Annotated in this window: 12 protein-coding genes and 2 pseudogenes; 6 read left to right on the top strand and 8 right to left on the bottom strand. The window is 71.4% G+C overall.

Annotation, left to right across the window (positions count from 1 at the left end):
* Positions 1-12: 12 nt before the first annotated feature.
* On the top strand, positions 13-1,641 hold the full coding sequence (locus ACFYUY_RS11375) for an alpha/beta hydrolase (RefSeq protein ID WP_387900071.1): 1,629 nt from the start codon (positions 13-15) through the stop codon (positions 1,639-1,641).
* A 27-nt stretch (positions 1,642-1,668) separates the two neighbouring features.
* Here the strand turns inward: ACFYUY_RS11375 and ACFYUY_RS11370 are convergent, their stop codons facing one another.
* Both ACFYUY_RS11370 and ACFYUY_RS11365 read right to left on the bottom strand, forming a co-directional pair.
* Entirely contained in the window at positions 1,669-2,043 is a 375-nt protein-coding gene (locus tag ACFYUY_RS11370; RefSeq protein ID WP_387900069.1) for a hypothetical protein, read from the bottom strand.
* 23 nt (positions 2,044-2,066) lie between these two features.
* Positions 2,067-2,480: a hypothetical protein gene (locus tag ACFYUY_RS11365; RefSeq protein ID WP_360220653.1), complete on the bottom strand. Its 414-nt coding sequence runs from the start codon at positions 2,478-2,480 to the stop codon at positions 2,067-2,069.
* Positions 2,481-2,862: 382 nt separating this feature from the next.
* Here ACFYUY_RS11365 and ACFYUY_RS11360 point away from each other — a divergent pair, with 382 nt between their 5' ends.
* Positions 2,863-3,543, top strand: a complete 681-nt coding sequence (locus ACFYUY_RS11360; protein ID WP_387900067.1) for a hypothetical protein — start codon at positions 2,863-2,865, stop codon at positions 3,541-3,543.
* Positions 3,544-3,727: 184 nt separating this feature from the next.
* Positions 3,728-5,251 (top strand): lytic murein transglycosylase, encoded by a 1,524-nt coding sequence (locus ACFYUY_RS11355; protein WP_387900065.1) that lies wholly within the window; start codon positions 3,728-3,730, stop codon positions 5,249-5,251.
* Positions 5,252-5,377: 126 nt separating this feature from the next.
* Here ACFYUY_RS11355 and ACFYUY_RS11350 read toward each other — a convergent pair.
* Positions 5,378-5,966: pseudogene (locus ACFYUY_RS11350) on the bottom strand (TerD family protein).
* 402 nt (positions 5,967-6,368) lie between these two features.
* Here ACFYUY_RS11350 and ACFYUY_RS11345 point away from each other — a divergent pair.
* The gene (locus ACFYUY_RS11345) at positions 6,369-8,561 is read left to right on the top strand and encodes a hypothetical protein (protein WP_387900064.1); all 2,193 of its coding nucleotides are present in this window, start codon (positions 6,369-6,371) and stop codon (positions 8,559-8,561) included.
* An 89-nt stretch (positions 8,562-8,650) separates the two neighbouring features.
* Here ACFYUY_RS11345 and ACFYUY_RS11340 read toward each other — a convergent pair whose 3' ends face one another.
* Positions 8,651-12,403, bottom strand: coding sequence for a ricin-type beta-trefoil lectin domain protein (locus ACFYUY_RS11340; protein WP_387900062.1), 3,753 nt, complete (start codon positions 12,401-12,403; stop codon positions 8,651-8,653).
* Positions 12,404-12,780: 377 nt separating this feature from the next.
* On the opposite strand from ACFYUY_RS11340, the gene ACFYUY_RS11335 reads away from it, so the two are divergent.
* Both ACFYUY_RS11335 and ACFYUY_RS11330 read left to right on the top strand, forming a co-directional pair.
* A complete protein-coding gene (locus tag ACFYUY_RS11335) occupies positions 12,781-19,983 on the top strand; it encodes an RHS repeat-associated core domain-containing protein (protein WP_387900060.1) in 7,203 nt (2,400 codons plus the stop codon).
* Positions 19,984-20,424: an SUKH-3 domain-containing protein gene (locus ACFYUY_RS11330; RefSeq protein ID WP_387900058.1), complete on the top strand. Its 441-nt coding sequence runs from the start codon at positions 19,984-19,986 to the stop codon at positions 20,422-20,424.
* A 285-nt stretch (positions 20,425-20,709) separates the two neighbouring features.
* Here ACFYUY_RS11330 and ACFYUY_RS11325 read toward each other — a convergent pair.
* The 4 genes and pseudogenes from ACFYUY_RS11325 to ACFYUY_RS11310 all read right to left on the bottom strand — a co-directional run.
* Positions 20,710-21,942, bottom strand: a pseudogene (locus ACFYUY_RS11325) (tyrosine-type recombinase/integrase); the annotation flags it as partial.
* Entirely contained in the window at positions 21,833-23,167 is a 1,335-nt protein-coding gene (locus ACFYUY_RS11320) for a replication initiator (RefSeq protein WP_387900468.1), read from the bottom strand. The pseudogene ACFYUY_RS11325 and the gene ACFYUY_RS11320, both read right to left, overlap by 110 nt.
* 249 nt (positions 23,168-23,416) lie before the next feature.
* Entirely contained in the window at positions 23,417-23,611 is a 195-nt protein-coding gene (locus ACFYUY_RS11315; RefSeq protein WP_387900056.1) for a hypothetical protein, read from the bottom strand.
* Positions 23,608-24,426 (bottom strand): FtsK/SpoIIIE domain-containing protein, encoded by an 819-nt coding sequence (locus ACFYUY_RS11310; protein WP_387900054.1) that lies wholly within the window; start codon positions 24,424-24,426, stop codon positions 23,608-23,610. Before ACFYUY_RS11310 ends, ACFYUY_RS11315 begins: the two co-directional genes overlap by 4 nt.
* Positions 24,427-24,625: the final 199 nt, after the last annotated feature.

Here is a 24,625-nt window from a genome sequence, read left to right as displayed (position 1 = left end):
AGGATCGACTCCGTGAACACCACGCCGAGCATCACGCCTGACAACGCCCAGCACAGCACCCGGACCAGCGCCAGGGCCGGCGCCGAGGCGACCGCCCCCGCACCGCGGGCGGTCGCCTCCCGCGTCCGCCGCGCCGCGGTGACCGTCGCCGCCGCCACCGCCGTGCTCACCGGCCTCGCCCTGCCGGCCGGCGCGGCCCCGACCGGCAACCCCGGCGACTCCGACCCGGCACCCGCCCGCTACACCCGGCAGACGCTCGCCTGGGCACCCTGCGCGCAGCAACCCGCCCTGGAGTGCGCCACCATGGCCGCCCCGCGCGACTGGCACCACCCCGGCACCGGGGCCGACCTCACCATCGCCGTCTCCCGGCACCGCGCCACCGACCCGGCCGCGCGGAAGGGCACCCTGCTGATGGCCGCCGGCGGCCCCGGCGGCTCGGGCCTGCTGCGCCCGGCCGACCTCGCCACCGCCGCACCCGCCGTCGGCGCCGCCTACGACATCGTGGGCTTCGACCAGCGGGGCGTCGGCGCGAGCACCCGCGCGGCGTGCCAGACCCCGCAGGAGTTCCAGGACTTCCTGGCCGGCGACTACCGGGACCAGTCCCCCGCCGCGATCGACCGCGTCATCGCCAACTCCCGTAAGCTGGCCGCCGGTTGCCAGGAGCGCAGCGGCGACCTGCTGCCCTACCTGAACACCGGGCAGACCGCCCACGACATCGACCTCTTCCGCTCCCTGCTCGGCGAACGGAAGATCAGCTACTACGGCCCGTCCTACGCCTCGATGATCGGCGCCTACTACGGGACGCTCTTCCCGCGCCGCGTCGAACGGATGGTCCTGGACAGCAACATCGGCTTCGACGGCAGCTGGGAGACCTTCGAGCTGGGCCAGCCGATGAGCTTCCAGCGCCGCTTCGACGAGGACTTCGTGCCCTGGCTCGCGGCCCGCGACGCCACCTACCACTGGGGTTCCACGCCCGAGCAGGTGCAGGCGCACTGGGAGCAGCGGCGCGCCGCGCTGCACGACCGGCCGATCGTCGACGGGCCGTTGACGATCGGTCCGAACCAGCTCGACAACGGCGCGATCAGCGCGATCTACCGGGCCGACTTCTTCCCGCTGCTCGCGCAGGCACTGACCGCCGTCGACGACTGGCAGACCGCCGACCCGGCGGCCAAGGCGATGGCCCGGAAGGCCTTCGGCCAGTACCTCAGCCCGGAGTTCCTCGCCGAGTACTTCTCGGTGACCTGCTCCGACACCCCGTGGACCAGGGACCTCGACACCTGGGTCGAGCGCGGCGCGCAGAACGCCGCCCGCTGGCCGCTGGCGGGTGCGCGCACCCTCGCCTTCAGCGCCGTCTGCGCGGCCTGGCCGGTCGCGCCCGCCCCCGAGGTCACCGTCACCGGCGCGCACCTGCCACCGGTGCTGATGCTCAACTCGGTGCACGACCCGGCCACGTACTACGAGGCCGCGGTCGGCGCCCACCGGGCCCTGCGCGGCTCCCGGCTGGTCACCGTCACCGGGAACGGCGACCACGGCCAGTACCCGGGCACCAACTCCTGTGTCACGCAGACCGTCGAGCGCTACCTGCTGGACGGCCGCGCCCCGGAGCACGACCTGGTCTGCCCCTCCCCGCAGGCGGGGTGACCGGCCGGCGGCCGCTCGGGCGCGAGCTCACGCCTGAGCCCCGGACCGCAGCCTCGTGCGGAGCCAGGCGCAGGCGGCCGCCAGCCCCGCGAATCCGCCGACGACGAGCTTGATGCCGGCCTTCGCGACCATCCAGCCGATCCACGGGACCCCGAAGCCCAACCAGTGGAACACGGCCAGCAGCACGGCCGCACCGCACACGGCGGCCAGCACCGTGGTGACCACGGCGGCGGTCCGCGAGAGCTCCCGCGGACCGTCGTCGGGGCCGCCCGTCGGCTCGGGCGTCAACTCGGCCGCCCGGTCGGCGAGTCCGTCCGCCGGACCGTGCGGCTTCTCCATCGGAACGCCCACCGGGCCACCGGCCCGGCCGGCCGTCCTGTCGTTCGTGTCCCCATCACCCATGCGGGCGATCCTACTCAGCGGCCTCAGCGGCGGCCGTGATGGGTGTCGCCGAGGTGCTCGCCGGTCTCGTCGTCGGGAAAGCTGACGGCCAGGGTCACCCGGTACTCGTACACGTCGTCCCGGTGCCCGGGCACCCGCGCCCAGGCGAGCGAGTGCACCTCCGCCTCGGGGGCCTGCCGGCACCAGGAGGCGGCCTCCTCCAGCGCCCGGGCCGCCGAGCGGCCCGTGCAGACCACGGCGGTGTACGCGGCGACGGCGACGTCCCCGCCGCCGCGGCCGACCCTCGACACCGCCCGCACCGCGGCGGCGGCCTGGGTCAGGTCGCGGGCCAGGTCGTCGACCACCCGGCGGGGCGCGGGCAGGACGAGCGTGCCGTCGGCGGCGACGGTCTCCGGCAGGTTCGCGCTCACGGTCTGGGCCTCCATCCGCATCGTCACGGGGCACAGCATGCCGGGCGGTGATTCCTGGCATGCCCACTTTCACCAGAACGTCACCCGTCCAGGGCGGAGTTGGGGCCGCCCCCTGGCGTCCGGGCGCCCGTCCTGCTAAGGCACGCCGATCGGGGCGCCAGGCATCGGCGCAGGTCAGCGCGGTCGCCGGCGGGCGCCGCCGGGGAGCCCGGAACGACGCGCACGTACCACCCCCGTGCCCCGGACCGCCCGTCCGGCCCCCTCCGCGCGCGGCCCTCCGTCGTTACGCTCCCGGTCAACTCCCGTTACGGAAACCGGAGATCCCGCCGACCTCCAGCCCGTAGCATCCCTGCCTGTACCGCCTCCGCGAGCCGATCGGGCCCGACGGACAGGACTTTGGGGGAATCGCATGCACCGCAACTCGGTTATCCGGTACGGCCGTCGGCTCGCCTGGGTGCCGGCCGCCGCACTCACGGCCGCCGTCCTGACCGGCTGCTCGTCGTCCTCCCCGAAGAACGACTCCGCCGCCCCGCCCGCGACGACCGCCGCCACCGCGCCCGCCACCGGCGCCACCGGGCCCGCCACCACCGCGGGCACCCCGCCGACCGGTGCGCCCGCCGCGGCCACGCCCCCGACCGGCGCGCCCGGCACCCCGGCACCCGCCGGGAAGCGCCCCGCCGACGCCTGCACCCTGCTGACCTCCCCGCAGGTCGTGCAGGCCATCGGCACGACCGGCCCCTTCACCGGCACCCACCCCGACCCGGGCACCGACGGCACCCGCCCCTGGGGGTGCACCTGGGGCTCCCGCGAGTCCTACGCCGCCGTCCGCGAGGTCCCGCCGTCCACCCTCGCCACCGTGCAGGCCGACCCCGACCTGACCGTCACCCCGATCAACGGCGCGGGCCGCCAGGCCGTCCTCGCGACCCGCAAGGGCGGCGGCCACCCGGTCGTCTACCTCCAGGCGGACGGGCACGTCTACTCCGTCGAGGCCGTCAAGAGCCGCGCCCCCGGCGACGAGGCGAACGCCCCGGCCGAGGTCGTCGCGGAGACCGTGCTCGCCGGGGTCCTGGCCACCCGGCTGGCCTCCTGACCCGCACTGACCTGCGGCGTCGGCCCGGCCGCCGCAACCCGCAGGCCATCCGGCGGCCTCTCCGCCGTCAGATCGTCGTGATACTAATCGTTGCGACGGTGGGAGCCGTCGGCCGACGGCGGGCACGATGACGTGTACCCGTCCGTTCCGGGGAGGAGCGGACGGCAATGGGGAGGGGCAGGGCATGACGACGAGGTTCGGCAAGGCCCGGGGCGGGCGTGCGACGCGGCTCGGCAAGCGGGTCACGGGGACGGCGGCGGCCTTCACCGCACTCGCCGCCCTGACCGGCTCTCAGGTGACGGGCCTCGGCCTCGCCTCCGTCGCGGCCGCCGACGCGGCCACGCCGCCCGGCGCCACCACCCAGGGCGGCGACCGCTACGGCACCGCCTCCGCCCCGGCCGGCACCGCCACCCCGGGCGGCACCTTCGGCACCGGCGTCCCGGCCGACGGCGGCGGCACCGTCCTGCTGCCGCAGCCCCCGAACACCCTGCCCGGCGCGCCGGCGCCCGGCCCCTTCGCGGCCACCGGGCCAGCCCTGCCCTCGACGGTGTTCGCCGCCTACCGCCAGGCCGAGGCATCCGCCGCCCAGCGCTCCCCCGGCTGCCACCTGCCCTGGCAGCTCCTGGCCGCGATCGGCCAGGTCGAGTCTGGCCAGGCCAACGGCGGCCAGGTGGACGCGGCCGGCACCACCCTCACCCCGATCCTCGGCCCGGCCCTCGACGGCAACGGCTTCGCCGCGATAGCCGACACCGACGGCGGTCGCTTCGACGGCGACGCACGCTGGGACCGCGCCGTCGGACCGATGCAGTTCATCCCCTCGACCTGGGCGACGTGGGGCGCGGACGCCAACGGCGACGGCAAGGCCGACCCGAACAACGTCTTCGACGCCGCCGAGAGCGCCGGCCGCTACCTGTGCGCCGGCGGCCGGGACCTCGCCGACCCGGCGCAGCTGGACCGCGCGGTCCTCAGCTACAACAACTCCGGCGAGTACCTGCGGACGGTCCGCACCTGGATGGCGCACTTCGGCAGCGGCACCGTCACCACCGTGCCGAACCGGCCCTCCCCGCTGCTCCCGACCGCCTCCTCGCCCTCGCCGCTGCTGCGCCCGACCGGCGCCGCCACCGGCACGACGGGCGGCGCCGGCACCACCGGACCGGTCGCCCCGAGCACCGTCGCCCCGAGCCCGAGCGCACAGCCGACCTCCCCGGCCCCGACCCAGCCGTCGGACCAGCCCTCGCCGCAGCAGCCGGCCCCGCAGCCGACGACCAGCCCGAGCGCCGCCCCCACGGAGACGCCCACCACCGCGCCCACGCCGACCACCACCCCGACGGGCACCACCTCGCCGTCGGCCACCCCGACGGGCACTCCCAGCGGCACCGCGTCCCCGACCGCCACCCCGACCGGGACGCCGAGCGGCACGCCGACGGCCACCCCCAGCGGCACGCCCACCGCGACGCCCACCGGTTGCCCGAGCCCGACCGCCACGGCCACCGCCACGCCGACCGGCACGCCGTCCCCGACCGCCACCCCGAGCGGGACTCCGGCGGCCACCCCCAGCGGCACGCCCACCGGCTGCGCCACCGCGACGCCCACCGCCGCGGCCACGCCGACCGGCACCCCGTCGGTCCCGTCCGCCGCGACCGCCCCGGGAGCGGGCACGACGCCGAGCGCGTCCCTCTCCCCCTCGGCCGCTCCGACGGCCCGCTGACGGCACGACGAAGGCGGCGGCCCGCACCGGGTGGTGCGGGCCGCCGCCTTCGTCGTCCTGCGGTGCCGTGCCGTGGCCGTCGTGTCACCGTCGCCGTGTCACCGTCTCCGGGCCGCGGCGGCCCGGTCACAGGTGCTTGACCAGCTCCGGCATCAGGTCCTGGAACGTCCGCCCGCTGGCCGGCTGCCCGATCGCCGTCATCTGCCAACCGGCCGGCGTGCGCTGCACCTTCGCCATGATCTGCGCGGTGTACGGTCCGCCGCCGGTCAGCGTGTAGCGGGCCAGCTCGGCCCCGGTCTGCTCGTCGACCAGCCGGCAGAACGCCGCCTCGACCTCCTGGAAGGTCTGGCCGGTGAAGGAGTTGACGGTGAAGACGATCTGGTCGACCTCGGCGGCCATCCGGGTCAGGTCGACGGTGATCGACTCGTCGTCGGTCGCGTCGCCGGCGCCGCCGACCAGGTTGTCGCCGCTGTGCCGGACGGATCCGTCGTTGCTGGTGAGGTGCTGGAATGAAGACCACGTCGACCGGCCGCCCCTGGGAGAAGAGCACCGCCGAGGCGTCCAGGTCGATCTCCCGGCCGGCGGCCAGCAGCTTGGCGAAGAAGCCCTTGGGCTGCGCGGCCTTCCAGCCGAGGCCCATCCGGACAACACCCAGCTGCCCGCCGCCCGGCTTCTCCAGGCTGATCTTCTGCCCCTTGGCCAGCGAAACGCTCATCGCGCCCTCCTCGTTCCTGCCGCCGCTCGTGCCGCGTTCCCGTCGCGCCCGGCCGCCGCTCGTGCCGTGAATCTACAGCACTGTCGAAGGCGTTCCGATCATCCGACGGGCGTACTGCGCAACCCCTACCCCGCAGCCCCGCACCCCTCACCACCTGCACTGGTCCGAACACTGTCAAGCGCCGCGGGGAGGACCCGCCCTCCGTACCCGAGCGATCCGGCTCGCCCAACCGGGGACACGGCGGTCCGACGTCTGGCGTAGCCGTCGACGCGGCCCGAACACCCGGGCGATCCGGCGTCTAGGGTCGGCGCGGAGGCGCCGCCCACCGGGAGCACGGCCGCCTCCGCACCGAGCGCACCGCGCACGCTCCCGGGATCCGCCGACTCACGCTGGGGGACCACCATGTCCGAACCCGAAGGAACACCGCCCGCACCCGCCACCTCCCGCCCCGGCCGCCGCCGCCTGCTGCGGGCCGGCCTCGGCACCGGCGGCGCACTCGCCGCCGTCCGCCTGCTGCCCGGCGGCCGGGCCTGGGCCGCCGCCCCCGCCGCCGGCCTGAGACCCGCCCCGGCGGCCCCGGCCACTACGCCGGGCGCGGCGGGCGGGGCCCAACCCTGGCCGGACTGGGCCCGGTTCGCCCGGATCGCCGACGGCACCTTCAACGAGCCCGCCGACATGCAGAGCGCCGTCGACGCGCTGAAGGCGCAGAACGTCAGCGTCGTCGAGCTCGACACCCTGCTCTCCAACTGGCTCACCGACGCCGAGTTCGCCGCCCACATGGCCGAGGTGAAGACCTTCACCGGCCTCGCGCACGCCGCCGGTCTGAAGGTCGTCATGTACTACCCGTCGCTGGAGCTGATCTCCCCCGGCGGCGAGAAGGGCCGCTCGTTCTACAAGAACGACCAGGGCGGGAACTGGGTCCAACGCGACCTCGCCGGCCGGCCCAACGTGTTCTACGGCAGCGTGGTGGTATGGGTCGACCCGGGCGACGAGAGCGTCTGGCTCAGCCCGAACTCGCCCTGGCGGGACTACTACCTCAAGCGGATCAAGGGCGTCGCCGCGACCGGCGTGGACGGCATCTGGCCGGACGTCCCGATCTACTTCGACGGCGTGCTCTCCTGGTGCGACGCCTCGACCTGGGGCGCGGCCGCCTTCAGGGCCGACACCGGCCTCGCCCTCCCCAAGGCCGCGGACTTCGCCGACCCGACGTTCCGCCGCTACGTCGAGTGGCGCCACCGCAACCTGCTCCGGTTCCAGCTCGACATCGCCGCCGCCGGCCGCTCCGTCAACCCCGACCTCGTCACCTTCGTCGAGACCGTCTCGATGGACTACCGCTACGCCACCTCGATCGGCCTCGACGGCGGCTACCTGCGCCAGGCCGAGGGCGCCGTCAGCCAGGTCTGGGAGGTGGACATCCTCGGCAACTACGACGGCATGCGGCACGCCACCGCCACCGACTGGGTCTGCCTGATCTCGATGTACAAGTACGCACGCGGCGCCAGCGGCACCAAACCCGCCTGGGCCTTCTCCTACGGCTGGCAGGCCGACGACGCCTCCCTGGTGATGTCCCAGCTGATCGCCGCCGGCTGCAACCCGTACGAGGTGAAGACCCCGTTCAAGAACGACACCGTCGACGCCGCGATGCGCACCCGGATGTACGCCTTCGTCCGCGCCAACCAGGAACGCCTCTACGACGCCGCCCCGATCGCCGAGGTCGGCGTCTACCACTCCAGCCCGTCCCGCGACTACGTCGCCCCGGGCGCGGGCATCGGCATGTACGCCAACGCCACCGCACCCGCCGGGATCACCGACTGGTGGGGCGGCGACGACCCGGAGCAGAGCTGCGCCGCCGTCCCCTGGCTGGGCGAGTTCCGCGGCACCGTGAAGGCCCTCGTGTACGCGCACGTCCCCTTCGACACGGTGCCCAGCCCCGGCCTCACCGCCGCCGACCTCACCCGCTTCAAGGTCCTGCTGCTGCCCGACCTGCAGGCCGTCTCCGACGCCGAAGCGGCCGCGCTGCGCGGCTTCGTCGCCGCCGGCGGCACCATCGTCATCACCGGCCCGGCCCCCACCGCACTCGACGAACTCGGCGGCCATAGAACCGAGTTCGCCCTCTCCGACGTCCTCGGCCTGCGCCGCGCCGACCCGCTCCCCGCCACCCGGCAGAACGCCTACGGCGCCGGCACCTGCTGGTACGTCCGCAACCGGGCCGGCCTCAGCTACCTGACCAGGACCGACCAGGCCTCCGCCGACCAACTGCTCGCCGCCGTACGGCAGTCCGCCCCGCCCGCCGTCACCCTGGCCGGCGACCGCCGGATCTACCTCGACGCCCGGCGGCTCGGCGCCGACACCGTCGTCCACCTGGTCAACTTCACCAACTTCGGCGACACCCCGGCCGCCTTCCGCACCACCCCCGCCAACTGCACCCTCTCCTACACCCTCCCGCCCGGCACCACTCCCACCGCCGTCACCGTCGCCACCCCCGACGGCACCGACCCCACCCCCAAACCCGCCCCCCACACCGTCACCGGCACCACCCTCAGCATCCCCCTCACCCTGACCCAGTACTCCGTCGTCACCATCACCACCCGCTAGAACGCCCGCGGGGCGGCGCCCCGAACCACCCGGAGCCCCGCCCCACGGACGTCCTCGTTCACCTCATCGCGGCCTCACGGCCGTCCCCTTCAGGGAGTGTGCTGCTCGTACTGCAGGCTCCACTGCTGGTTGGCCTGCACGCCGGGGCAGTCCCAGATGCCGACCCGGGTGCCCTGATCGGTCGCCCACCCGGGCAGCTCGAGGCACCGGCCACCCGGGTTGCCGGCGGGATCCACCGTGGCGGGCAGCACGATCCTGCCGTCGGAACGGACGCTCCACTTCTGGCCACTGCCACCGGTGCAGGTCGCGAGGACGACCCGGGTGCCGTTGCCGAGCGCGTCGTCCTTGGTGGACAGGCAGTAACTGCCAGCACGGATGGTGCCGTCCGTCGCCGGGCTGAACCGCTGGGCGGCCGTCTCCCAGCAGCTGTAGATGGCGACCTCGGCACCGTCGTGGGGCCCGCCGACGGCATCCATGCACTGCCAGCTCGCGGTGGCGGGGTGCACGGAGACACTGGCGTCGGCGTAGCCGAGGAACTGCCAGTCACCGAACCCGTCGACCTTGTTCCTGGTGCCGTCGCTGCTCTTCCCGGGGAAGACGGTGATGGCGTTCGCGCCGTTCACCGCCCAGAGGTCCGGGTAGCCGTCGTTGTTGAGATCGGCGGCACCGATCTGCGGCTGGGCCGCGGTGGTCCAATTGGCGCCGGTCAGGATCGGTGTGCCGGCGTCGGGCCTGGTCAGCGCGGAGTAGTCGACGGTGCCGTCGGCCTTCCAGGTGAGCGGGTAGGCGTAGACGGTGCCGTTGGTGCGGTGCCGCGCCCATATGGTGGTCTGGTACGTCGGGTCCGTGGTCCCGGGCACCGTCGTCGCCCCGTTGGCGGCACCGGGAGTGAGGAGCTCGTAGTCGTTCCAGCTGCCGCTCGTGGTGGGGATGAGCGTCGCGCTGTCGAGGCCGTCGCTGAGGCCGTTCGGCTGGAAGAGGTAGAGGTTCCCGTTCTCCACGGTCAGGAGGGCGGTCTGGGTCATCATGACCCGGTGGGAGGGGTTGTTGGGCTCGCCGCCGACCGACTCGCCCTCCGGGGTGCCGATCGCCACGACCTGGGAGACGTTGCTCCAGACCCTCTGCGTGTAGGCGGCGCAGCGTGCGCCGGTGCCGTAGGTGGTGCAGCTGGTGGGGCGGTTCAGCGAGGCCGATGCCTGGGCGCCGAAACGGCCCGTGCCGTCGTTCGGGATCAGGTACAGGGCGTCCTTCAGCTGCGGCGCCTTGTCCTTGGTGTAGTGCGCGACGATCTGGTCGACCGGCTGGCCGACGGCGAAGGTGCCGTGATGGCTGATCTGGAAGTCGGCCCAGGTGGCGCCGAAGTCACGGTTGCCCGGCGCCGCGGAGGCCGGGGCCACCAGCGAGTTCACCGGGTCCGTGGTACCGCCGATGATCCGCAGGTCGCCGTTCTTGTCGGCCAGGACGATGTCCGGCTGCTGGTCGTTGGTGACGTCGCCGAACAGCGGCTGGGTGCCGGGCTTCCAGGGGACGTAGAAGTTGTAGAGCGCCGGCTGGCTGTAGTTGCCGGCGTTGTCCATGGCCCACGCGTAGAGCGTGTTGGTGCCCCACTGCCGCGGCTGGTAGTCGTAGGGCTGCCCGGGCGCGAGCGTCCCGTTCTGCCCGCAACGCCAACCGACGACCGGGGTCGGGTCGTTGCTCACGCGCACGCAGGCGATGCCGGAGGCCTGCAGACCCTGGCCGGGAGCCGGGTCCTCGGCGTTGACGGTGAACCTGCCCCAGTCGTTCATGTACTTGGCCGGAGTCGGGTTCGGAGTGCCGGAGGGCGGGAAGTCGGTGGAGCTGATGCTCACCCGGGGGTTGGTCCGGTCGATGCGGAAGTAGCACGCAGCGCTGCCGGGCGAACTGAGGGTGCCGTCGCTGGACTGGGCGTACCAGCCGTACTGGTGGCCGTCGCTCAGTGCGCCGGGGGAGACGGCTTCGGCGGGGCTGTTGTAGGGCCCGCCCCAGTGTCCGTCGGTGAAGGAGTAGTTGCCGTCGTTGTCGTCCCACATCCGGTAGCTGGTGTAGAGGGACTGGCCGGCCGGGGAGTAGCTGTTCGCGATCAACGAGATGCTCTGATTGCTGCTGATCCAGCCGGGGTTGTCCCAGGGGTGGGTACCACCGCTGGTGCACTCATTGGTGCTGTTGTTCCACGCGAAGCCGGGTGCGGGGCTGGTCCGCGGGTACCAGACGGTCGGCGTGATGTCGTACGTGGTGGTGATGAACGGGTTGTTGGCGATGTAGTGGCGGTACGAGGCCTCGAACTCGTTGTTCATCGGCGCGATGCCGACGGTCCACCACGGCCACTGGCCGGCGACGGCCTGCTTCATCATGGCGGTGACGTCGATGGCCAGCGGGCCGGTGCCGGTGAGCCACTGGCCGTTGACCGTCGGGCAGTTCTCCATGACGGCGGTCTTACTGGTACCGCAGGGCTGGTCGTTCCAGCTGGTGTGCTCGTAGATGGGCTTGGGCGCCGAGTACACCACGAACGGCGTGTTCGTACCGGGGCTGGAGGCACCGGTGACCTGGGCGTTGAGCGTGGAGGTGAAGACCGTCGGCGGGCTCTCCGCCCCACCGGGCTTGGTGTAGAGCGCGGGGTTGATGCCGAACTGGAAGTAGGCGCGCTGGCGTCCGGTCACGCCGCAGTCCAGCGCCGGGTCACTGCTGTGGTAGCCGCAGAACCCGGTGGCCAGGTTGGTCTTCTTGTTGAAGTTCTCGGCGGTCTTGTGGTTCTCCTGGACCTCCACCGACCCCTGGACCGAGCTGGTCGCGACCAGGGACGGGTCGAGGTACCACGGGCCGGTGCCCGACCCGAGTGCGCCCTGGTTCGGCGTCAGCTCGATCGCCGCCGGGGTGACCTTCGTGCCGATGGCGGCCACGTTCGCCCCGTCCCCCGGCGCCTCGGCGGAGGAACGGATGCCGCCCGCCGGCGCAGATCCGGGGTCGGCAGCAGGAGCCGCAGCAGCGGCCTTGGCAGACTTCGGCGCCGTGGCGGGCGCCGCGGTCGTCGACGAGTCCCACTGCAGCGCCGACGGGGAACGGAAGCGCAGGGCGCCCTTGTCGTCCTTGACGTCGATGCGGCCCTGGTCGTCGGCGGTGACGGTCAGGCCCTGGGCGGTGATCGGGAAGCGCAGGGTCTTCAGCGCCGGGTTGACCGCCGCCTCCGGCGTGCGGACCACGATCACGTCGCGCCATCCCCCGATGGACAGCGCGGTCAACTGGAGGTCGACGCCGGGCAGGACGTCGGCGTAGGTGGCGGTGGATCCGTTCAGTGCCGGCTTGGGCAGCGGGAACGGGGCACCGACCGAGAGCTTCTTCCCGTCGGCGGTGGAGATCGTGGCCATGGGTCCGCCGCCACCGCCCGAGAGCGCCAGGGCCGTGTTCGAGACGGCGGGGCCGACGGTGCCGTCCGCGTTCGCTCGCAGGGTCGGGTCGAGGTCGGCCCAGGCACCGTTCTGCCGGGTTCGCACCGGCTGGGCGTTGTCCGTCGTGGTGAGGGTGCCGTTCGCGTTGGCGACGGTCTTCGACACCTCGTTGGTCATGGCCTCCACGACGACCGCCTTGCCGGTCGACCGGGCCTTGGCGACGGCGTCCACCATCGCCTGCTGCAGGGGTGTTCGGGCCGGGCCCGGCGTCGGGGGCACCAGCGGCGGGACAGTGCCGCTCGGGCCGTGCGGGGCGGGCGGTGCGGCATCGGCGGCGACCGCGGCAGGCGCGGTCAGCAGACCGACGCTCAGGGCGCAGCTCGCCGCGAGGGCGGCGAGTCGCGCCGCTCCCCGACGCGCCGAGCGCGGTGGAGGCATGTTCGGAAATGTTCGCGAAGTGATGGACATGTCTGCTTCTGGGTTCCCCTCCCATGCGCGATCCCCCTCCGGGAGATGCGTTCGGGTCGGAACGATGCGTCCTGACCAGTGGGTAGGTCAAACGCTTTGCAGGATTGGGTTGACATGTCCGGATAAGAGTAGACCTCCAAGTCAAGACTTCATAAACATCCCCTGCACGGCTCTCGAACAGCCTGGCGACGTGTCAGAGGCGGCACGTAGTGTCACGTCCAATCTGGCACACAGCTATGTCCATGTGACGCTGTGTCGACATCAGCGAGGGAGCGCAGGTGGGGGTCTTGTCTGCCCGGAAACGGGCTCGGACGACAGCAGCACGAGGCCGGTGGCGGTCACCCGTCATGGCCGCCATGGTCGCGCTGGCCATGACCGGGGTGGCCGTGCCACCCGCGGCGGCGTGGACCTATCCGGCGCCCGAGGGGGAGGTCTGGACACCGCCCCGCACACCGCTGGGCGGCGCCACCACCTCCGTGGAGGGACACGACGCCAAACCGGCGGCCAAACCCGCCGCGAAGCCGGCCGACTGGAAGCCGGAGACGGCACCGCCCGTGGTGACCGGGACGGAGACCGTGACGCTCGGCCCGGACAGCCCGGGGGCGAAGTCCGCCCGGTCGGCGACCGGCGGCGCCTCCCCGGCCTCCGGCGGTGGCACCGGCTCCAAGGCCGGGGCACTCGCCGTCTCGGTCGCACCCGGAAACGGTACGGGCGAGAGCGCTCACACCGTCACCGTCCAGGTGGCCGGTCAGGACAAGGGGAAGGCCGCGGGTGTCACCGGCCCCCTCGTCGCCCTGACCGACGCCGAGGCACCCGGCAAGGGCGACGGACGTGCGGCGAGCGTCACGCTCGACCTCAAGGCGCTCCAGGCCGCAGGCTGGTCGGACCGTGCCACGCTCGTGGCACTGCCCTCGTGCGCGCTGACCACCCCGGAGCGGGAAGAGTGCCGAACCCGGACACCCGTCCCCGCGACGCTCGACGGGCAGGGCAAGGTCACTGCGGACGTCAAGCTGCCCTCCGCATCCAGCCCGCAGCAGCCTTCAGGAAAGGCCAACCCGCAGGACGCCGTCAACGCGTCCTTCACATCCGCGCAGAGCCCGGCCACCGCTCCCGCACCGGCCGGGCGAGCGCTCGTGCTGGCAGCGGCTCCCGCTCCGTCCGGCCCCGGCGGGTCGTACACCGCGACACCGCTCTCGCCGTCGGCGGGGTGGAAGGCAGGGTCGAACTCGGGCAACTTCACGTACAGCTACCCGATCCAGGTACCGCCGTCCCTCGGCGGCGCCGCCCCGGCCGTGGGACTCGACTACAACTCGGCCGCGGTGGACGGCAGGACGTCGGCCACCAACTCCCAGTCCTCGTGGGTCGGTGACGGCTGGGGCTACGAACCCGGCTACATCGAGCGGTCCTACCGCGGCTGTGACAAGGCCGGCATCACCGGCTCCACCGACCAGTGCTGGGCCGGCCAGAACGCCACGCTCTCGCTCGGCAGCCGCTCCGGCACCATCGTGCGCGACGACGCCACCGGCGTCTGGCACCTGCAGAGTGACGACGGTTCCAAGATCGAGCAGCTCACCGGCGCACCCAAGGCGGCCGGCGACACCGACTACCGGGACATGGAGTACTGGCGGATCACCACGACCGACGGTATCCAGTACTACTTCGGCCGCAACCACCTCCCCGGCGGCGACGGCAGCGATCCGTCCGCGAACTCGGTCCTGACCACCCCGGTCTACTCACCGAACAGCGGCGACCCCTGCTACGGCGCGGGCTCCGGCAAGAACTCGTGGTGCCAGATGGCCTGGCGCTGGCAGCTCGACTACGTCGTCGACCCGCACGGCAACCTGACCACCTACAAGTACGCCACCGAGGGCAACAAGTACAGCCGCGGCGGCGCCCAGAACAACGGCAACGGCAGCCTCACCGACTACCAGCGGACCGGCTACCTCAAGGAGATCGGCTACGGCCAGCGCCTGGACGACCAGAAGGCCGCCAAGGGGGCGCTCAACCCCGCCGCCAAGGTCCTCTTCACGGTCGACGAGCGCTGCAAGGCCTCCGGCTCGATCACGTGCGCGGAGAGCCAGCGCACCACCGCCAACGCCGACGCCTGGCCCGACGTGCCGATCGACCAGATCTGCACCGGTTCCGGGGCGTGCTCGAACTACGCGCCGACCTTCTTCACCACCAAGCGCCTGACCGCGATCACCACCCAGGTCCTCGTCGACTCCGCCTACCGCGACGTCGACACGTGGGCGCTGTCCCAGTCCCTCGCCGACCCCGGTGACGGAACCAAGCGCACCCTGCAGCTCGACTCCGTCCAGCGCACCGGCTCCAACGGCCAGGCGCCGATCAGCCTGCCGGCCGTCTCGTTCACCTACGTGATGATGGCCAACCGCGTGGACGGCCTCGTCCCGGCCGCGCCGATGTTCATGCGCCCGCGCATCCAGGGCATCACGACCGAGACCGGCGGCCGCATCAACGTCATCTACAGCGACCCCGAGTGCTCCCGGGTCAACAACCACATGCCCGCCTCCGAGGACAACAACTCCATGGCGTGCATGCCGGTCAAGTGGTACCTCCCCGGCCAGTCCTCGCCCGACCCGGTCAACGACTGGTTCAACAAGCCGCTCGTCAGAACCATCACCGAGCAGGACCTCGTCGCCACTCCGCCGATCGGCAGGACCACCGAGTACACCTACAACGGCGGCGCCGCCTGGCACCGCAACGACGCCGAGTTCACCGACCCCAAGACCCGTACCTGGGACAACTTCCGCGGCTACCAGTCGGTGACCACCACCACCGGCAGCGGCTCGGTCAGCGAGGCACCCAAGACTCAGCAGACCACCACCTACCTGCGCGGCATGGACGGGGACTACCTCCGCAACGGCAGCCAGCGCAGCGTCCAGGTGGCAAGCCCCCTCGGCGGGAACGTCGCCGACAACGACTGGCTCGGCGGCCGCGTCGTCGCCACCGAGACCTACGACAAGGCCGGCGGCAGCGTCCAGTCCGTCTCCGGCACCACCTACAACGGCCAGCAGATCACCGCGACCCACACCCAGAGTGCAGGCTCGTCGAAGGTCTACGCCCGCTACCCGGACTCCCAGACCACGGACGTCTCCAAGGCGAAGCTCGCCGACGGCAGCTGGCGCACCTCCACGGTGACCACGACCACCGACCCGACCCGCGGAAACCGGGTGACCCAGGTCAACGACAAGGGCGACGGCAGCGCCACCGCCCCCGAGACCTGCACCACCTCCGGCTACGCGACCAGCGACAACCCGCAACGGCTCATGCTGGTCTCGGAGATCGTGACCGTCCAGGGCCCGTGCGGCACCGTGCCGTCGGCCTCGAACACGGTCGCAGGAAACCGGACGCTCTACGACGGCAAGCCGTTCGGCCAGGCGGGCGCCACCGGGGACCCGACCAGTACCCAGGTGCTCGACCACTTCGACCAGGCCGGCGGCCCCGTCTACGCCCACCAGGGCAGCGCGGCCTTCGACGCCTACGGGCGGAGCACCACGTCCGGGACCACCGACGGATCCACCTACGACCGCTCCGGCAAGCAGCTGAGCGGCCCTTCGGTCACCCCGGCCGTCACGACCTCCGCCATCAGCCCGGCCTCCGGCGCCCTGCCCACCGAGGTCCGGAGCACCGGTCCGCTGGGGTCCGACTGGACGACGACCGTCACCCAGGACCCGGCCCGCGGCTCCCCGTTGACCAGCCGGGACCTCAACGACCGCGTCACCACCGCGCAGTACGACGCCCTCGGCCGCATCACCGCGGTGTGGGCGCCGGACCGGCCGACCGACGGCGCGGCGAGCAAGAAGTTCACGTACACCGTGCGGGGCACGGACGGGCCGGCAGCCGTCAAGACCGAGACGATCAACGACGACGGCGTCACCTACTCCGCGACCATCGACCTGCTCGACGGCCTCGGGCGCCCGCGCCAGAGCCAGAGCACCAGCGCCGCCTACCCGACCGGCCGGCTGATCACCGACACCGTCTACGACACCCACGGGTGGGTCATCAAGACCTCCAACCCGTATTACGAAGGCGGTTCCTTCCCCACCGAGTCGATCTTCGTCCCGGTCGGCGACGGCCAGATCCCCGGCCAGACCTGGAACACCTACGACGGCACGGGCCGGGTACTGCGCGCGGAGTTCCGCTCCTACGGCAACCTCCAGTGGGCCAGCACCAACGCCTACCCCGGCGCCGACCGCACCGACGTCACCCCGCCCACGGGCGCGACCCCGACCTCGACCGTCACCGACGCCCGCGGCCGCACCGCGGCCGTGTGGCAGTACCGCACTCCCACCGCCACCGGCAACGCCGCCGACGCGGACGTCACCACCTACGGCTACACCCCGGGCGGCCTCGCCTCCCGGCGCACCGACAGCAGCGGCAACACCTGGAACTACACCTTCGACCTGCGAGGCCGCCAGACCTCCGCGTCCGACCCCGACACGGGCACGACCCGGACCTTCTACGACGCCAACTCCCGCGTCGACCACACCACCGACGCCAAGAACACCACCCTCGCCTACACCTACGACCTCCTCGGTCGCAGGACCGGCTCGTACAACGGCAGCGTCGCACCGGCGAACCAACTGGCCTCCTGGACGTACGACACGATCCTCAAGGGCCAGCCGACGTCGTCGACCCGCTACGTCGGCGGCTCCGACGGCGCCGCCTACACCAAGGCCGTCACCGGCTACGACACCGCGTACCGGCCGCTCGGCAGCTCCGTCACCATCCCTTCCGCCGAGGGAGCACTGGCAGGCACCTACACCACCGCCAACACCTACAGCGACGTCATCGGCGCCCTGAAGAGGGTCAGCATCCCCGCCGCAGGCGGCCTCCCGGCCGAGACCGTCAGCTACGGCACCACCATCACCGGACTGGTCACCTCGGCGGCCAGCCTCGGCAAGGCGGTGATCGCCAAGGTGAGCTACGACGCGCTCGCCAGGCCCGTCCGGTCGACCGTCGGCGAGTACGGCACCCAGGTCGTCGCCACCACGCAGTACGACTGGGCGACCGGGCGCGTCATCAACAACTTCGTCGACCGCCAGCTCGGGACGGTGTCGGTCGACCAGACCAGCTACACCTACACCCCGTCCGGCCGAATCACCTCGGCCACCACGGTGCAAGACGCCACCGCCACCGACACCCAGTGCTTCACGTACGACTACCTCGGGCGGCTGACCGGCGCCTGGACCGACACGGGCGGCACCTCCACCACGGCGGACTGGACCGACTCCGCCGGTGCGACGCACGGCACCGGAAGCTCCTCCACCGTCCCCGGAGTCGGCGGCTGCAACAACGCCAACGGCCCCGCCACCACCAACCCCGGCGGACGCAGCATCGGCGGCCCCGCCCCGTACTGGACCACGTACAGCTACGACGCGACCGGCAACCGTACCGGCCTCGTCCAGCGCGACATCACCGGAAACAGCCTCAACGACAGCACCACCACCCAGACCTTCGGAGCCGCGAAGAGCACCAACAGCCCCACCAACGCGCCCAACACCGGCGGCGGAACCGGCGGGCCCCACGCCCTCCTCACCTCCACCAGCACCGGGCCGGCCGGCACCAAGACCGTCTCGTACCAGTACGACGCCAAGGGCCGGACCACCTCCATCACCGACACCGGCGGCACCAGCACCCTCACCTGGAACGGCGAGGACAAGCTCGACAACCTCGCCAGGACCGGGCAGACCGACGCCACCACCTACCTGTACGACGCGGACGGCAACCAGCTCATCCGCCGCAACCCGGGCAAGACCACGCTCAGCCTCGCCACCGACGAGCTCACGCTCGACACCGGCAGCGGCTCGCTGAGCAACGTCCGCACCATCGCCGCCCCCGGCGGCCTCACCTACACCCGCGTCACCGCGGCCATCGGCGGCGGCAAGGTCCTCATCCAGGCCTCCGACCCGCACGGCACAGCCAACCTTCAGATCAACACCACGTCCGACCAGGCCGTCACCCGCCGGCCCAGCGACCCGTTCGGCAACCCCCGCGGCACCCAGCCGCAGACCTCCGACTGGGCCGGCACCAAGGGCTTCATCGGCGGCAGCAAGGACGACACCACGGGCCTCACCAGCCTCGGAGCCCGCCAGTACGACCCGGCGACGGGACGCTTCATCAGCCCCGACCCGATCCTCGACGCCGCGAACCCGCAGCAGTGGAACGGCTACGCCTACAGCGAGAACGACCCCGTCAACCTCAGCGACCCGAGCGGTCTCAAGTCTGAGGAATGCGGCACGCTCTACGACTGCCACGGCGGAACCATCACGGTCAGCAACACGGCGGCGACCAGTGACTACGTCAGCGTCGACGCCCAGCACCGCTACTACGAGACGGCTGTCGACACCAGCCGGGCGTCGAACCGGGAATACGTCTACACCCAGGTCCTGAAGAACGGCAGGGTCAAGGACCGCCGTGCGAGCGGCTTCGACGTGGTCAAGGGCTTTGCGAGGGCCGGATGGGCCATCGCGAAGGAGGTCACACCGCTCGGCGACGCCCAGGGATGCATCGAGGGGGACAAGGCCTCCTGCTTCTGGGCCGCCACCTCGCTCGTCAAGGGCAAGTGGGTTGCGGAGATCGCCGGAACGGTCATCAAGGACCTCCGCAAGGCGCCGGAGATCCCGACCCCGAAGACGCCGCACGGCGGATCCGCGCCGGCCGGCTGCCCCTGGCCCGCGCACAGCTTCCCTCCGAGCACACCGGTGCTGATGGCGGACGGAAGCGCCAAACCGATCGGCGACCTCCAACCCGGTGAATCCGTCACCGCGACGGCCCCCCAGACCGGCGAGACGACCGCCGAACCGATCACAGCCAAGATCACCACGCCCGACGACACCGAGTTCACCGAACTCACCATCGCCACACCCCACGAGGACGGCACCACCTCCGAGGCGACCACCCTCGTCTCCACCGCCCACCACCCGTACTGGGACGACACGGCCCACCGCTGGACCGAGGCCAAGGACCTCCAGCCCGGCCACCACCTCACCACCCCCGACCACACCCCCCGACTCATCCTCCACACCCGCCCCTACACGACCACCCCCCAACCCGCCAACGACCTGACGGTCGCTAACCTCCACACGTACTATGTGCTGGCGGGGGCTACGCCGGTCCTCGTTCATAACTGTGACGTTGTTGCTGCGGTACTTTCGGAAGCAGAAGCAGTTGCTGACCTTTCGGGATCTAAGCGCCCGCAGGTAATTGAAGCTCTGCAAATTCCCGGAAATGCCCCGATCGTCGCTTATAGCGATGGAGGGGCAGGAGTTCGGCGGGTTCATCCAGCCATTCGAGGACTCCTCAACTCCATCCCAGCTGATCAACGTGGAGTTAATCACGGAGGTTGCGGTTTGGTTCAGTGTTTGACTGAAGCCCTAGATGCTGGACTGGACCCGACTGGGGCCACCGCTGCAGCGACATTGGGGCGAACCAGAACAAATAAGAGCTTCCAAAAGCTCATTGGGCCTTGCGAAAGCTGCCAAGTCCTGGTCGATCATTACGACATCAATTTCAGGAGGGCAAAGTAGATGCCTCGATTCTCCCCGGAGACGGAGAGCGTCCTTTTGTGCGCCGGCTGGACTCCGGGGCGAAGAGTTGACCTTTCCGACTGGAAGACATCGGTACGAGAATTCGTTTGGCACGCTGCGGCGGAGAACTTCCTTAGCGAGTTCGGTGGACTTAGAGTCGATATCAGTGGACCTGGAGTTACATGCGCACGAGAGCCGTTCGAGTTTGACCCGGAGCTTGCCATCGGAGAGGGGGACAGATTCGCAGAGCTCTCCGAGTCGCTTGGTCATAATTTCTTCCCCCTGGGAGAAATAGGGAGAGGAGAATTCTTCTTGGCAATCGACGAGGAGGGCGTCATCTATCTCCTTGGCGCCGGTTCAAAACGGCACGGGAAAGCAGATCTGGCCCTGGAGAACCTCATCACGGGAATTGCCCCGAAGGAAATAGTTTCTCCCTTCTAGAAAGCTTCCCGGCAGCCCCTCCGATTCCATCTCGGTGGAGCTGCCGGGGGCTTCCTTGACTTCCAGGGAAGCGCTCCGGATACGCCCTCAGTGATCGTTGATGCTCCGACTTCTAAGTTCAGGATCGGCAAGATCCGGGCGGTTCATCCCAGCGCTCAGGCGCTTGAGACATGAAATCTGATGCGTCACCAAAATGGGAGCGCATCGACCTGACCCAAGAACACAGGAGGCCCTACCAGATCTTCCCGGTAGGGCCTCCTGATCGTTTGACGTCACCGGTTGACGTCACCGGGTAGGGTTCAAGATCCCACTTCTCGGTGGATCGTCGCCGTCGCGGCGACTGTCAGGCCCCGTGTCGGGGTGGCTGAGGGCGTTGCCGAGGAGGTCGATGGCGTTGCGTTGGATGCGAAGTCTGACGTGGGTGTAGACGGTGGCGGTGACGCCGATGTGGGCGTGGCCGAGGAGTTCTTTGATGACGACGAGTTCGACGCCTTGGTCCAGGAGGAGGGTGGCGGTGGTGTGTCGGAGGTCGTGGAAGCGGATCCGGCGGAGGCCGGCTTGATGCAGCAACGTGGCGAAGCGTCGGTTGAGGGTGCTGGGTTCGATCGGGAGCACGGTGCTGGGCGCCGTGAAGATGTAGCCGCGGGGGTTCCAACGCAGTCCTGCGGCTTCTTGCTCGGCCTGCTGGCGGGCGCGGTGCGCGTGCAAGGCCTGGACGCAGGCGGCGGGCAGGGCAATGCGACGTTCGGAAGCTTTGGTCTTGGTCGGGAACAGCACCAACCCGTTGTCACTCGTTCGTTGGAGCGTGCGTCGGATCACGGCCGTGCCGGCGTTGAGGTCGATGTCCTCCCAGGTGAGGCCGAGGAGTTCGCCCCGCCGCAACCCGGTGTGGAGGGCGAGGTGCACCACAGGGTGGAGTGGGTGGTCGCGGGTGGTGTCGAGCAGTTGGCGGGCCTCTTCTGCCGTCAGGGGTTCGAACCGTCGCGGCCGGGGTGTGCCGAGGCGGACGTTGCGGGCGACGTTGCGCGGGATCTCCTCTTCCTGGACGGCGTGTTCCAAGGCGGTCTTGAGCACGGTGTGGATGTAGGTGAGCGTGAGCGCGCTCAACACCCGCCGGCAGCAGTCGCCCACCGCGCAGCACCGCTGCTTCGCCGGCGTTCGCTGGTGGTCGGTGCGGCGGGCGCAGCACTGGCAGCGGGTGCGTAGGCCGTCGAGCCAGGTGCGGATGTCCCTGGCGGTGACCTTGGAGAGCTTCTTCGCACCGAGGCCCGGGATGGTGTAGAGGCGGGCGACGGCCGTGTAGCGGGTGTGGGTGGTCTCGCGCACGCGGTGCACCGCGACGGTGTCGAGCCCGTAGGTGATCCAGTTGCCGACGGTGCCTTGCGCGTGGACCACAGGGACGCCCCGGTTACTGGCGGCCTTGGCTTCGGTGAGCTTGTCCGTCGCCTGTTGGCAGGTCCTGCCGTAGACGTGGAGCCGCTGTCGGTTCCCGTTGGCGGCCAAGACGTAGGCGCTGGATGCCGTGGAGGAGCCAGTTGGCGCAGGTGGGCGAGCAGGGTTCGTGGCGGAGTTCGGCGGCGAGGCGGTCGACGTGGTCGCTCTCGGTGGTGCCGGTCGGGGTGTGGCACTCGGCGACGGACTTGGTGAGGTACTTGGTCAGGTAACGGACGCAGCGGGCGGCCTGCGGGGAGCCGACGAGGACGCCTTGGGCGTCGAGCTGGGGGCCGAAGCGGAGTACGTGCGCGGGCCGGGCTTCGGGGTCGTCGTCGAGGAGGTCGAGGGCTTCGTCCCAGGTGGGCAGCGGTTCGTGGGTGGCCGGGTTGAGGAAGGCGCCGTGTTCGGGTGACCAGTGCGGCGGCGCGTCGGGGGCGTAGACGGGGTGGTCGGCGGGCGGCCACCAGACCTGGTGGTCGGCGGGCGGCCACCAGACCTGGTGGTTGGTGGCGGCGACGACCTGGCGCAGTTCGGCGCGGGAGACGGTGCCCCGCAGGGCGAGGTGCAGGTGCGGGGCGAGGCGGCGTTGGGGTTCGACGACGGCGAAGTACTGGACGTCGTGGCCGACGAAGCGGCGCAGGTTCTGGACGAACCGGTCGATGAGCTTGGGGAAGTGGAGGGCGTCCCGTGCGGCCCGGCGGTAGTCGTAGGTGGTCGGGTCGACGGGGGTGCCGTCGGCGCGGACGCGTCCGTACGAGGGGAGGGTGAGGGTCAGGAACAGCGAGGGGCGGAAGGTCCGCCCGTCGGGGGTGGTGTACGCCTTGCCGAGGGTGCGGTTCTCGACCGGGCGGCGGGGCAGGTCGCTGCTGTCCTGCCGGCGTCGGGTGGAGCGGACCCGGCGGGCTGCCGGGGCGGGGGCGAGGGTGCCGCGGACGCCGGTCTCGGCGAGTTCGGTGTCGATCTCAACGAGCAGCAAGACGAGTTCGTCGGCCTCCGCTCCGGTGGCCGCGGTGTGGGCCTTGGTCAGGTCGGCCCGCAGTTCGGTGAGGTACTGCTGCGCGGCGGTGGCGGCATCGGGTTCGAGGACGGGCTCCTCGGTGAGGTGCCAGCCTTCGCGGCACTGGGCGGCGCGCAGGCGGCGCTTGCGTTCGGCGCAGCTGGGGCAGAGGCTCGCGCGGGTGGCGCCGCACGGGATGTCGACGAGGTCGGTGTGGCCGGTGGCGGTGTCGGTGCGGCGCAGGGCCACCGGCCGGACGCAGACGCCGTGTTCCTCGGCGACCTGACGGAGCACGGAACGGGCCAGGGGCATCCGGGCCCGTTCCGCGCGGGTGGTTCCGGTCATCAGCGGTCTTCCGAGTAGCAGAAGACGTAGAGGGTCCCATCAGGCGGACCAGGTCGTGGCCGGTGGTGATGGGCGGGAAGCCAGCGTCCTCGATCCGGCGGGCGATGTCGACGAGCAGGCCGCGGGTGAAGCGCGGGTCCTGGCCGTTCGCCGGCGTGGGGACGGGGTAGTTGGCGGCGCTGGGCAGGCGACGGTTGGACATGGCGGTACCTCCGGTCAGGGGTGGATGGTGGCGAGGGTCTTGGTGAGCCAGGCGAGCAGGTGCTTGATCAGGGAGGAGGCGCAGGTCTCGGCGAGGAGGAAGCCGAAGACGCCGCAGAGGATCAGGTGCGTGGCTTTCAGGGCCTGGTGCCGGAGGAGGACGGCGATCAGGGCGCCGAGGAACAGGACGAGCGAGCCGGTGACGATCACGGCTGTGCAGCTCCTTCCGAGGACGTTTCCACGTAGTTGTCCAGGGGGCTAGACACCCCATAGACGGACTGGTTGTCGTACCGGGCGACGAGGGCCTCGATCTCGGCATCGGAGACGTAGGCCGCCCGCACGCGGACCGGGGTCGGGCTGCCCTCGTTGCGGACGTAGCCGACGCCCGCGCCGGTCGTGGGGTCGGGCGAGATCAGGTCCGCGTACGCGCCCCGGTCGCGGGCGCCGCTGCCGAGGACCATGTCCACCTGCGCGGCTTCGTCCATGCGCAGGGCGATCCGGTCGGGGAACAGGTTTCGGAGGTTCATGACTTCCTTGCGGGGGTCCTGGAGGGCCCCGACGAGGCAGAACCCGAACGAGCGGCCCTGGCTGGTCAGGGTCGCGATCGCCGCTTCGGCACGACGCCGGAGGTCCCGGTCGGGCTGGTAGGCCGTGAGGAAGGCGAGTTCGTCGACCATGACGACGACGAACGGCGAAGCCGCGGTGGGAACGTGGGCCCGGAGGCGGCCGGCGAAGGCCAGGGCGCGTTCCTGCATCCGGTCGACGGCTGCTTCGAGCAGCTCGACCATGAGCTCGGGGTCGCTGGCGTACCTGGTGAACAGGCTTGCACCGAAGGACAGTTCCATGCGCTTCGGGTCCAGCGCCCAGATCTCCACCAGGCCGGCGGACGCTCCGGGCAGCAGTTCCCGGACCACGCCCCACAGGACGGATCCCTTCCCGGAGCCGGTGACCCCGGCAACCAGGACATGGGTGCCGTGCAGTCGCAAGTGCCAGGGCCCGCCGTCCTCCTGGGCGCCGATCCTCACCGACCGCCACGGGACTTGACCGAGCGGTTCGGTCGCAGCTCCACCTCCGCCGCCACGTCCGCCAGGTGCCGCCGTGCTCGGCGGACCAGCCTCAGGGCTGCCACCAGTGTCCGGAAGCCCAGGTGCCGAAGCCGCCCAGGCGGACGCGGCGGCCTTCCGCGTTCCGCCCGCCACACGGCGAAGGCGAAACCGGCACCTG

The sequence above is a fragment of the Kitasatospora sp. NPDC004745 genome, from assembly GCF_042873275.1.
Taxonomy (GTDB): domain Bacteria; phylum Actinomycetota; class Actinomycetes; order Streptomycetales; family Streptomycetaceae; genus Kitasatospora.
The sequence above is the reverse complement of the archived record's forward strand: the minus strand, read 5'-3'. Positions and strand labels throughout refer to the sequence as shown.